Here is a 12,553-nt window from a genome sequence, read left to right as displayed (position 1 = left end):
GACAGTCTTAGAACAAAAGACTATCACCCTGCGCCTTGAAAAGTCAACGTATGCAGGTGCTTTCATGCCGGTTATGAGTCCGCAAAAAAAGCCGCCCAAGTCATGTCGTGACATTGGGCAGCCTGCGGAACAGGTATACTAGGTTTCGTTTTTGGTTACTCCGTTTAAGCTCGGCACATAATCGGACTGTTTGTCCGGATCAGTCATCTGCGGAATCTCCGTGATAGAAGCGTGATTCTGCTGGTTGTCTTTGCTGTCGGCCTTATTATTGGCACGGCTGTATTTGGCATCGGCATTGTTTTTAGGCATGAATGTCACCTCCGTTTGCTAAGGAATAGTATGGGTCGGCGGCTGGTATTTTATCCTGGATTCACCAGAAGCCGGCTCCTGAAGGTTCATCCGGCAGCCTGGCAGTATATTCGCTGATTCCCGGTGGGCTGCTGCAGCCGAAGGTGCTCCATGGATTCAGCTGCGGTGAACCAAAGCATACATGCAGCTCACGGGCTGCATTATCACAGATCGTGGACCACAGCGTTCCAAAGCCCTCACTGTAGTGATGGCAGCTGATGCCTTTCGGATAAGACCTTGCGGTTAGTTGCTTCATGACGGAAAGTGTCTCGTGCGGGTCAGCAGCTTTGTTGAGAGCGGTCTGCATAATCTGCGCTCTGGTGCGGGAGTTTGGCATAATCTGCAGGTTGTGAGGCTGCATGGCTTCAAGATTATAATGATTGGCAGATACGGTCTGCCGGCGGAAGGCTGCTTCTGACGGGTCCAGAAATTCAAATGCTTTATGTGCTCCGGCCACCTCGGCCAGTGCAATACAGCCGTGCCTGTCGGAAATGAGGAAATTCCGGAAGTCGGAGACGGGCATGCTGTGCAGCAGAGAAACAGCTTCCTTGGCTGTGGCACAGCTGTCGAGCACCGTACGTACGACCCCCGGAAATGCAAAACCTGCTTCTGACAGGGCTGGTCTTATCCGGCCGGAGGTTGTTGTTATACATAATCCTTCTTCATTCATTCCGTCATACCGGCCAAATAATTGAAGCGCAAAGCCGATATGCGCAGGTTTTCCCGTAACTCTGGTTGTACAGAGCAGTAATTGATTATAGGGAGCCTCTTCCCAGCCAAAATCATAGTTACGCATATGGTAAGTGCGGCTGTCTGTTCCTGTCCCGGCGCTGACGGCCGCCTGGCTGCAATATCCGGTAGGCTGGATATAGGAATAGTAGAACACAATGTTCGCAGCCGGGACGCCAGCTTCATCAGCAAAGCCCAGAATCTCCTGATTTAGGCCCGGACAATACTGTTCGAATTGCTCCATCGCTATTTCTGCAGCATCTGGCAGCAGCGGATCGGCTTCCATAAAAGGGGAGGACAGAAAGTCCATAAGCTCCCGGTTATGTCTGAAATAAGCCCCGAGAGCGCGCCCGACCTCATAGTGAGACCCTTCGGTAACAATGTGCCGGTATACAGCTGTTTTAATTGACATGTCTGGCTCCTTTTGATTCTTAATTCTCTGCGCAGAGTAGACCCATTATAGAATGGGCTTCGCTCCGGCCGCAAAGCGCGCCTGAGGCAGAATCGGGACTTGTTAAGCTAGGGCAGCAGCAGGCGCTCTGCGGATTACTTTATTCAGCCTATATTTCCATTTTTCTTGTCAAACGGCTGTTTTTAAGGTAAATTATGGGTATGGATTTGGGATTAAATCGGCGGGGCATCTTATGATGCTCCGCTTTTTTGTTACCCGCAGCAGCGGATGTCCATACCGGGGCCGCCAGACAGCATACATTATAGGGAGTTATCCTCATCCTAGCACGCAGTCCGCTGAATAAGCTGCATATCTGAGCTTACGTAATATCCCTATAGAGGAGGAGCTGCCCGGTGACCGCTACAAAGCATATCCTTGCGCCAGATACGTCCTATGCAACCCCATATTATGTGATTAACAGCCATCGGCCGGGTCCTGTGTTCATGGTGGTATCGGGCATCCACGGCAATGAACCGGCGAGCATTCGTGCGGCGCAGACGCTGGCAGGCAAATTCCGGCGCGGCGAACTGCTGCTTGCCCGCGGCAGACTGATCCTTGTTCCGCTCGTGAATCAGCGCGCATTCCGCCGGAAGAGCCGGGGGGTGCCGGATTTGAACCGGAGTTTCCCTCATTTCTCATCTTCCCGGGCCTCTCATCCGCTGTCTGCTGCGCTGTTCCGTCTTGCCCGGCAGCACCGGCCGTCCTGGTATCTTGATCTGCATGAGGCTAACGGACTGTCCCAGCTCAACCGCAAGCGCGTAGGCCAGACGCTGCTGGTCAGCAAGGGCACGAGAGCAGCAGCTGCAGCCCGCCAGATCGTTAATGCGATGAACCGCAATGTAGGGGTAGCCGCTTACCGCTTCAATATCAAGCACCGGGAGCGGTCCGGTACGTCAAGGATGGCTGTGCAGCTGCTGGGTGCCCGGGCTGTTACGGTAGAAACCTGCTGGAGCCTTGATTTTGCTCTGAGGGTGAAGTATCAGCAGCAGATCGTATCGCTTTTTTTAGAAAAGGCAGGGTTGATGGGATAGAGGCTGCTGAGACCCTTCCATCCTGTGGAATGCTCAATGTCATAGGAGACCCGTCCCGGAATATGATATTTTTAGGCAAATTTCATGCCGAGGGGGAAGAGGGATGATTACTCAGGATAATCTAGAAACGTACTATGTCCGGATAGGCAGGCTGAAGCAGCGTTATCTGCCCGAAAGGTTTGAACAAGACCTGCCGGTGTTTCGTTCCCGCAGCGAGGCTGCAGAGTGGTTCAGCTCGCTGTTCAATGAAAATTTCGTTTTTGTAGAAGTTATGGAAGCCGCGGGTACAGAGCAGTATTATCAGTATGATATTATACATGACCGGGAAATCTGGGAGCGGAGACAGCGGGATATCCGTGAAAAGGGGACCGCCAGCGGGCCGGGAATGCTGCTGTGCGCCCAGCGGGTTGACATCCATGAGGACGGCTCAGTGCATCTGGCAGTGTAAAACAAAGGCCGTCCGGAACGAAATACATTCCGGACGGCCTTTAATCAACAGTAGTTAAACCTTGAATCTGGCGGATAATTCCTGCAGCTCTTCAGCCATATCAGATAGCGATTTGACTGCTCCTTCCACATCCTTCATGGTGGCCAGCTGCTGCTCTGAGGCAGCGGCGACGCTCTGGGTTTTGTTGAAGGAGGTGTCAGCTATTTCTTCGGTAACCGCCAGCGAAGCGCTGACCTCCTCGGAGCTGGCCGAGATCTGCTGGGCAGCGGCAGAGACATCCTCCAGCTGCAGATTCACTTCCTGAATGAAGCTGACAATCTGATCAAACGTATCCTTTGCTTCCTGCATGCCGGTAAGCCCGAGGCTGATCTCGCCGCTCTCTTTATCCATCATCTCAACGGCTTCCATTGTCAGATTTTGAACCTCGGAGAGGATCGAGGCGATCTGGCCGGAGGACTGGTTGGACTGCTCGGCAAGCTTACGCACTTCTTCAGCAACAACTGCGAAGCCCCGCCCGTGCTCCCCGGCCCGTGCTGCTTCGATGGAAGCATTAAGTGCCAGGAGATTAGTCTGCTGTGCAATCCCTCTGATCAGCCCAACGATGGTTCCGATCTCCTGTGAATGATTATCCAGCTTGCGGATTACGGCGGCAGATGCCTGGGAGGTAGTGAGAATCATATCCAGCTGCCCGCTGACAGTAGAGATTTTGGCACTTCCGTGAACAGCCTGCTCCGTTGTGTAGCTGGTAACACCGGAAATGTCGGTAACGGACTCCGCGACCTTCTGAATCCCGGTGGACACCTCATCCATTGCCCGGCTGCATTCACGCGAGCCGCTGAGCTGGGTGGCTGAGCCGTCAGCTACAGCTTGTATCTCTTCGGCGATATGGCTGCTGGCTTCAGCGGTCTGCACGGAGCTGGCCAGCAGCTCCTCAGAGCTTGCCGACAGCATCTGGGAATGCTCGCCGATCTTGGAGATTATCGCCCGCAGGCTGGCAATCATTTCGTTAAAGCCTGTTGTCAGCACGCCAATCTCATCCTTGGAGGCGTAGCTCCCGTTAACGGAGAGATCGCCGTTGCGGGCTTCGTGCATAAGCGACTTCAGGTTATCCAATGGCTTGGTAATCATACGGGAGATGAAGATGCTTATTGCGCCGCACACGAGCAGGGAAGCTACAAGCAGCAGGAACAGCTCAATCCGGCTGGCAGCGGCCTCCTGTTTGTTATTTTCATTTAGTCCGGAGGCTGATTCCTGATTCAGCTTCAGGATGGAATTAAGGAGGTTCATGATTTCAGTACGGACCGGAGTCAGCTGGTTCTCATATATAGTGTAAGCCTCCGCCGCCTGATTGGCTTCAAGGCTGCCGAGCATCAGATCACGAGCTTCGTTGCTGCCAGGTATCAGGCTCTTAAAGGATTCATACAGCTGCTTCACATCATCCGTCATCCCGATGGCTTCAATCTGCTTCTGGGCAGCGATGTTGCCTGTAATGATTCCGGCGATGGAATCATTGATTTCTGTCTGCTTCGCTGCAGAACGGTTAGTCGGGATCATCAGCTGCAGCTGCAGGTTGTCGATCTGGGCGTTGCCGATGATAATCTGGTTAATCAGCTCGCTCGGAACCATGTACTGCTGGTACATCTGCTTGGCATTTGCATTGATTTTGTTCAGATAATTGTATCCTGTTAGCCCGATAAGCAGCATGAACACAATAGATAACCCGACTAGCCCCATTATTTTTACCGATACCTTCTGATTGACCAAAAACCTCATCACTACAACAACTCTCTCTCTTTTTTCTAAATGTAATGAACTATTAAAATCTACGTAATTTATATCGTAAAAAACCTCCCTAATCTAAAGAGGAGGGATCACATTTAAAGCCGTTTTTTCTTGAATCCGCTTTCATTATGAAGTTTCTGCATAAAGACAAGTCCGGAGATTTATTGCAAAAGAGCGTGGAAATGCATACCTTTCCCGTAGAATTGCCTCTTATTGCCAGACTGGCAGGGTCCCTATAATGAGGGTGTATACCACCATTCTTTGCTGAGGAGGATTATCATGCGTAACAAGTATGTCATCTGGTCACTTGTAGCAGCGATGCTGGTCTCGACCCTGTATCTGGCCGCCGGCTCGTTCGGAATCGCGGCTGCTGCAGGAGGACAGAATCTGACACCGGGCAAAACGGTCACCGCAAGCGGCCAATCTCAGACGTACGCTCCGGACAATGTAAAAGACAGCAATCAAGGCACCTACTGGGAGAGCACGAACAGCTCATTTCCGCAATGGCTTCAGGTTGATCTCGGAGCAAGTACAAGCATTGATCAGATCGTTCTGAAGCTGCCGCCGGCCTGGGAGACGCGTACCCAGACGCTGTCGATTCAGGGGAGTACGGACGGAGCGTCCTTTAACACCCTTGCGGGCAGCGCTGATTATGTATTCAATCCTGCATCCGGGAACACAGTAACCGTTAACTTTAGCGCTGCCAGCACACGTTATGTACGGCTCAGCGTAACAGCCAATACGGGCTGGCCTGCAGCACAGTTCTCTGAGGTTGAGATTTACGGTTCAGCCGGGCCGACACCGACTCCTGTACCGACTCCCGTACCGACTCCCGTACCGACTCTTGTGCCGACAGCAACACCGGCGGTAACGCCAACGACAGTGCCGACAGCTACGCCGGCCCCAACCGCAACCCCTTCACCAACCGCAGCACCAACCTCACCTCCGGGCAGCAATATCGCCGCCGGGAAATCCATTACAGCCTCTTCATCTACCCAAAGCTATGCTGCAGCCAACGCAAACGACAATAATACCGCAACCTATTGGGAAGGCGGCGGTAACCCGAGCAATCTGATCCTGGACCTGGGGGCCAACCACAGCATAACCTCGATCGTCCTGAAGCTGAATCCGGCCACGGAATGGGGAACCCGGTCACAGACCATTCAGGTTCTCGGACATAATCAGACAACAGAAATCTTCAGCAATCTGGTATCTGCCCAGAGCTATACGTTTAACCCGGCTACAGGCAATACCGTTACTATTCCGGTCACAGCGACGGTCAAGCGGCTGCAGCTTAATATTACAGCCAACAGCGGAGCACCGGCCGGGCAGATTGCCGAATTCCAGGTGTTCGGTGTGCCGGCTGCCAATCCGGATCTGACCGTTTCCGCCATGTCCTGGACACCCGCAGCTCCGGATGAGGCAAGTGCGGTTACACTGAATGCCGTGGTGAAAAATGCCGGAACGGCTGCTTCCGCAGCGGCGGCCGTAAACTTCTACCTGGGCAATGAGCTGGCCGGATCAGCGTCAGCCGGTACACTCGCCGCCGGGGCTTCAGCTACAGTATCACTTAATGCCGGAATCAAGCCTGCGGGCAGCTATGCTGTAAGCGCCAAGGTCGATGAGAGCAACCTGATCATTGAGCAGAATGAGGCGAACAACAGCTACAGCCATCCGTCTCTACTTGCGGTCAGCCCGATTTCAAGCTCGGATCTTACCGGGACTGTCTCCTGGATTCCGGCCACACCAGTTGCGGGCAGCAGCGTCGGCTTTACCGCAAGTATTAAGAATCAGGGCAGCATTGCTTCGGCAGGCGGAGCCCATGCGGTTACGGTAGTCCTCAAAAACGCTGCCGGGGCCACTGTGCAGTCATTTAACGGCTCTTACAACGGAGTGATTGCTGCCGGACAGACCGTTCAAATCTCCATCCCCGGGACCTGGACTGCTGTGAACGGCAATTATAATGTGACGGTTACTGTAGCTGCTGACGGCAATGAAGCGGCTTCCAAGCAGACGAATAACAGCAGTACTGCGGGGCTTGTTGTCTATGCGCTGCGTGGAGCAAGTATGCCCTACAGCAAATATGATACTGAGGATGCCGTTAGGGGCGGGGCAGCGGCGCTGAGAACGACACCGACCTTTGACCAGGCGCTGACCGCCTCGGAGGCTTCGGGCCAGAAGTATATTGCCCTTCCGTCGAACGGCTCCTATGCCGAATGGACCGTCAGATCCGGCCAGGGCGGGGCAGGAGTAACCATGCGCTTCACGATGCCGGATTCCTCAGACGGTATGGGTCTGAACGGCTCGCTGGATGTGTATGTCAACGGCAGCAAAGCCAAGACAGTCGCGTTAACCTCTTACTATAACTGGCAGTACTTCTCGGGTGATATGCCTTCTGATTCACCGGGGGGCGGACGTCCGCTGTTCCGTTTTGATGAAGTGCACTGGAAGCTGGATACGCCGCTTCAGGCAGGGGACAAGATCCGCATCCAGAAGAATAACGGCGATGCCTACGAATACGGTGTGGACTTCCTGGAGATTGAGCCGGTTCCTGCCGTCATCGCCCGTCCGGTGAATGCGGTATCCGTTACCGACCACGGAGCTATAGCCAACGACGGTAAGGATGATCTCCCTGCTTTTAAGGCCGCAGTCACTGCAGCTGTTGCCGCTAACAAAACACTATATATTCCCGAGGGAACGTTCCATTTAGGCGGAATGTGGGAAATCGGCTCGGTCAGCAGCAAAATCAACAACATTACCGTCACCGGCGCCGGCATTTGGCATACGAATATCCAGTTCACCAATCCGAATGCGGCAGGCGGGGGCATCTCGCTGCGTGTCACCGGGAAGCTGGATTTCAGCAATGTCTATATGAACTCCAATCTGCGCTCGCGTTACGGACAGAATGCCATTTATAAAGGCTTCATGGACAATTTCGGGACTAATTCCATCATCCGCGATGTGTGGGTGGAGCATTTTGAATGCGGGATGTGGGTAGGGGATTATGCGCACACACCGGCTATTTATGCCACGGGACTGGTAGTAGAAAATAGCCGGATCCGAAACAATCTCGCCGACGGGGTCAATTTCGCGCAGGGCACCAGTCATTCAACCGTACGCAACAGCAGCATCCGCAATAACGGGGACGACGGGCTTGCCGTATGGACCAGCAATACAAATGGAGCCCCGGCCGGCGTGAATAATACGTTCTCGTACAACACGATTGAGAATAACTGGCGGGCTGCCGCGATAGCCTTCTTCGGAGGAAGCGGGCATAAAGCGGATCATAACTACATCATTGATACGGTTGGCGGCTCCGGTATCCGGATGAATACGGTGTTCCCGGGCTATCATTTCCAGAATAATACAGGCATTGTGTTCTCGGATACAACGATCATTAACAGCGGCACCAGCCAGGATCTTTACAACGGTGAAAGGGGGGCCATCGACCTGGAAGCCTCCAATGATGCGATCAGGAATGTAACCTTTACCAATATTGACATCATCAACACCCAGCGTGATGCGATCCAGTTCGGCTATGGCGGCGGGTTCCAGAACATCGTATTTAACAGCATTAATATTAACGGTACAGGACTCGACGGGATTACAGCCTCACGCTTCTCCGGACCGCATAAAGGTGCTGCCATCTATACGTATACCGGCAACGGATCAGCGACCTTCAACAATCTTACAACAAATAATATTGCCAATCCGGATTTGAACTACATCCAGTCCGGCTTTAATCTGACCATCAATAATTGACGGTTGCGGCCGGACAGCAGGGAGGAGGGGGCCATCAGGCCCTCTCTTTTTTGGCAAAAAAACAGGAAACCGGTTTCTGCAGGCCTAATCAGCAGTATGAGTGAGCATTACTCAGGTATTCTCATGGATTTTAGCTCAAAAGATCCATTGACCGCGCTCCGTCCCGGATACTATAATCAGAATCAGGAAAAATTCATTGGAGCAAAGGCGGCAGAAGCCGCTTTATTTCACACTAATCTTGCAAGCGCATACAATGAAGCTTTTCCGTCAGTCCGCGGGGGTGATGGATGGTTTAGTGCAGGTAGCTATAGCCGATTGCCGGGTAATCTCGTATTCTTATTTTTGCAAACGTTTGCGCGGTTAGCTTTGTTTTCAACCATTTGAGCAGGAGGTAGTCTATTTGGTAAAACATAAAACGAGGCGTTTTCTTTCCTGGTTAGTCATTTTTGCGCTCTGCTTCAGCTTGTTCGGTGTATCAGGCGGAGCATCCGCCAGCAATACCAACTATACCGTTACTTACACCAACAGTACCGCAACAGCTGTTACCCTGCACTGGACGGCCAACAACTGGTCAAGTATTACAGACACTGCAATGACAAGAAACGGAACGACCTTCACGGCTAACCTATCAGTTGCTGAAGGAGCTACCCTGACGTACTGCTATCACATCACCGCACCAACCGACAGCTGGGACAATAACGGCGGCAAAAACTGGACCGTAACCATCCCCTCTGCCGGCAGATATGAAGCGGAGAATGCAGCATTAACTGGCGGGGCAAAAGTAAACACCAATCATACCGGCTACTCGGGAGCGGGCTTTGTGGACGGGTATACGGCCAGCGGGGCAGCTACAGCTTTTACAGTGCAGGCTTCTGCCGCAGGCACCTACAACACGACCCTGCGTTATGCGAACGCGACAGGCAGCAGCAAGACGGTATCTGTCTATGTGAACGGGACCCGAATTAAGCAATCCACATTCCCGAGTCTGAGCAGCTGGGATACCTGGGCCGACCAGACAGAGTCCCTTAATCTGCAGGCGGGCAGCAACACCATCACCTACAAATACGATTCAGCGGACAGCGGAAATATTAATATCGATTATGTAACGGTGCTGCCGGGAACAACACCAACACCAACACCAACGGCAACTCCGGTGCCTACAGCCCAGCCTACAGCCCAGCCTACAGCAACTCCATCTGCTACTCCTTCACCAACTCCAGTGGTTACACCATCACCAACGCCTGTACCCACAGCAACTCCCACACCTACGAATACACCAACAGCAACTCCTACACCTGCAGTAACCCCTACACCTAGCCCTACAGTCAGCCCGACACCTGCAGCAGGCATTACAGTCCATGTGAAAAAGCCGTCCGGCTGGAATTCGGCAATGCGCATCCATTACTGGAACCTGAGTCCAGCATCGGTACCTGTCAGCGGAGCCTGGCCCGGCATTCTGATGAAATCCGACGGGAACGACTGGTACAGCTATACCATTCCCGGTGCAGCAAGCACCAGCCTGATTTTTAACGACAGCAACGGCAAACAGACAGGCGATTTAACCCGCAATGTAAAAGAAAGCTGGTATTATACAGACAACGTCTGGTATACCGCGAATCCGGAGGCGCTGAAGACACCGGTCATCACGGTCTCACCGGCTCCAAAAACATACGATGCTGCACAAACGGTTGCACTTACCAGCAGCAATACCGGCGACAAAATCTACTATACAACCAACGGCTCCACACCGACGGCAGCCTCGTCCTTATATACAGCTCCTATTCAGGTTTCGTCCTCAATGACGATCAAAGCGTTTGGTGTTAATGCGGACGGCGTGGCCGGCACTGTGGTCTCTTTTGCCTATGTGATTGATCTGAATGCCGATCTTCAGCCGCCGGTCATTACGCCGAACCTGCCGGTAGGACAGAACGCTGCCGCGGTCAATGTCTCTTTTAACATCAAAGACAACAAAGCTGGAACGGTAACCGCCTACTATACGGAGGACGGCACAGAGCCTACGACCGGCTCCAAAGTGTATCTTACAGGTAACGTGTTTGCCGGGCTGACCGGCCCGCAGATCCTGATCGCCAAGACGACAACCCTGAAATTCCTCGTTATTGACGCCGCCGGCAACCGGACGGTCCAAAGCTTCGTCTACAGCATCGGCAGCAAGGGGGATTTCCGCGAGGATTCGATTTACTTTGTGATCACTTCACGTTTCTATGACGGCGATACCAGCAACAACGCCCACTCCTGGGACGATGCCAAGGCCGGCAACCCGGATTCCGATCCGGCCTGGAGAGGGGATTTCAAGGGGCTGATCCAAAAGCTTGACTACATCAAAGCGCTCGGCTTCAGTGCCATTTGGATTACACCTGTCGTGCAGAACGCCAGCGGCTATGATTATCACGGCTATCACGCGATTAATTTTGCCAAAATCGATCCGCGGTACGAGTCCGCAGGCGCGTCCTACCAGGAGCTGATCAACGCCGCACATGCCAAGGGCATTAAGGTCATTCAGGATATCGTCGTCAATCATACCGGCAACTTCGGCGAGGAGAACCTGTTCCCGATGTTCAAGAAGGATGAGACCAAGCCGGACACGATTGCGAATCTGCTCAAAATAACCAACAAGCTGCCGGCCAACTACGATTCCATGACCCCGGACCAGCAATATCAGGCCAGACTGGCCCTGATGAAGACTGCTGAGACCAACAACAATATCTATCACACTGAAAAAAGCCTCTCCTGGGAGTCGTACACCGTCCAGACCGGACAAATCGCCGGGGATTGTGTGGACCTCAATACGGAGAATCCTGTGGTCAACCAGTATCTGATCGACAGCTACAACCAGTATATCGATATGGGCGTTGACGCTTTCCGGGTGGATACGGTGAAGCATGTCAGCCGGTATATTTTTAACAAATACTTTGTTCCGGCGTGGAAGGAAAGAGGGGGCTCCAACTTCTTTATCTTCGGCGAGGTCGCTACCCGTTACAGAGATGTCTGGAACAGCGGCATCCCGGCAATCTCCACACCGTTCTACACCTGGAAATCGGCAAAGGCCTACCCTGGTGATGGTCAAAATGACTACGCTTCCAACAAGCTGTCCGTTGAACAGGAATGGGCGGATAACGCTACAACGGCGGGCCAGCCGACGTCGAACAATGCTTTTCTGATCGGCAACACTTATCATGCTCCGGACTATTCGATGAAATCAGGGATGGATGTAATCGACTTCCCGATGCACTGGGCGTTCAAAACAGCGCAGGAAGCGTTCAGCATGCGCAGCGGCGACCAGTTCTATAATGATGCTACCTGGAACGTGACCTATATCGATTCACATGACTATGCCCCTGACCAGGCACCGGAAAATCAGCGGTTTGCGGGAACACAGGACACCTGGGCTGAGAATCTCGCGCTGATGTTCACCTTCCGCGGCATCCCGGCTATCTACTATGGCTCTGAGATCGAGTTCCAGAAGGGGAAAGTAATCGACGTCGGCCCGAATGCGCCGCTCAGTACGACAGGACGCGCGTATTTCGGCGATCACATTGAAGGCAGCGTCACCGTACAGGATTTTGGAAGATATACGAACGCTACAGGTACACTCGCTGAATCTCTGGATCATCCGCTGGCTAAGCACATCCGTCAGCTTAATCTGATCAGAAGAGCTGTGCCTGCCCTGCAAAAGGGACAATACTCCACAGAGAATGTCAGCGGCAATCTGGCATTCAAAAGAAGATACACTGACGCGTCCAAAGGCATCGACAGCTTCGCGCTCGTGACGATTTCCGGCAATGCCACCTTTACAGGTATTCCGAACGGGACTTATGTTGATGCAGTAACAGGGGACAGCAAAAATGTAACGAACGGAACCATTACGCTGAACTGCTCCGGCAAAGGCAATGCAAGAGTCTACGTGCTGAACGGAAGCGGCGGAATCGGTGTGAGCGGAACGTATCTGAAATAGACACCTGGTATGTAGAACATATTACGCAA

7 protein-coding genes are annotated in these 12,553 nt (G+C 52.9%); 4 read left to right on the top strand and 3 right to left on the bottom strand.

Annotation, left to right across the window (positions count from 1 at the left end):
* Positions 1–138: 138 nt before the first annotated feature.
* A complete protein-coding gene (locus R70723_RS33760) occupies positions 139–309 on the bottom strand; it encodes a hypothetical protein (protein ID WP_179087999.1) in 171 nt (56 codons plus the stop codon).
* A 61-nt stretch (positions 310–370) separates the two neighbouring features.
* Entirely contained in the window at positions 371–1,489 is a 1,119-nt protein-coding gene (locus R70723_RS16795; protein WP_039873580.1) for a C45 family autoproteolytic acyltransferase/hydrolase, read from the bottom strand.
* 392 nt (positions 1,490–1,881) lie between these two features.
* On the opposite strand from R70723_RS16795, the gene R70723_RS16790 reads away from it, so the two are divergent.
* Positions 1,882–2,559: a succinylglutamate desuccinylase/aspartoacylase family protein gene (locus tag R70723_RS16790; RefSeq protein ID WP_039873579.1), complete on the top strand. Its 678-nt coding sequence runs from the start codon at positions 1,882–1,884 to the stop codon at positions 2,557–2,559.
* A gap of 103 nt (positions 2,560–2,662) precedes the next feature.
* The gene (locus R70723_RS16785; RefSeq protein ID WP_039873578.1) at positions 2,663–3,007 is read left to right on the top strand and encodes a hypothetical protein; all 345 of its coding nucleotides are present in this window, start codon (positions 2,663–2,665) and stop codon (positions 3,005–3,007) included.
* 54 nt (positions 3,008–3,061) lie between these two features.
* On the opposite strand, the gene R70723_RS16780 is transcribed toward R70723_RS16785, so the two are convergent.
* The gene (locus tag R70723_RS16780; RefSeq protein WP_081957408.1) at positions 3,062–4,780 is read right to left on the bottom strand and encodes a methyl-accepting chemotaxis protein; all 1,719 of its coding nucleotides are present in this window, start codon (positions 4,778–4,780) and stop codon (positions 3,062–3,064) included.
* A 288-nt stretch (positions 4,781–5,068) separates the two neighbouring features.
* Between R70723_RS16780 and R70723_RS16775 the strand changes: the two genes are divergently transcribed.
* Positions 5,069–8,551, top strand: a complete 3,483-nt coding sequence (locus R70723_RS16775; RefSeq protein ID WP_039873575.1) for a discoidin domain-containing protein — start codon at positions 5,069–5,071, stop codon at positions 8,549–8,551.
* Between the two features lie 400 nt (positions 8,552–8,951).
* Entirely contained in the window at positions 8,952–12,524 is a 3,573-nt protein-coding gene (locus R70723_RS16770) for an alpha-amylase family glycosyl hydrolase (protein WP_039873573.1), read from the top strand.
* Positions 12,525–12,553: the final 29 nt, after the last annotated feature.

This window comes from Paenibacillus sp. FSL R7-0273 (assembly GCF_000758625.1).
Taxonomy (GTDB): domain Bacteria; phylum Bacillota; class Bacilli; order Paenibacillales; family Paenibacillaceae; genus Paenibacillus_AQ.
This window is presented reverse-complemented; position numbering and strand designations above follow the sequence as displayed.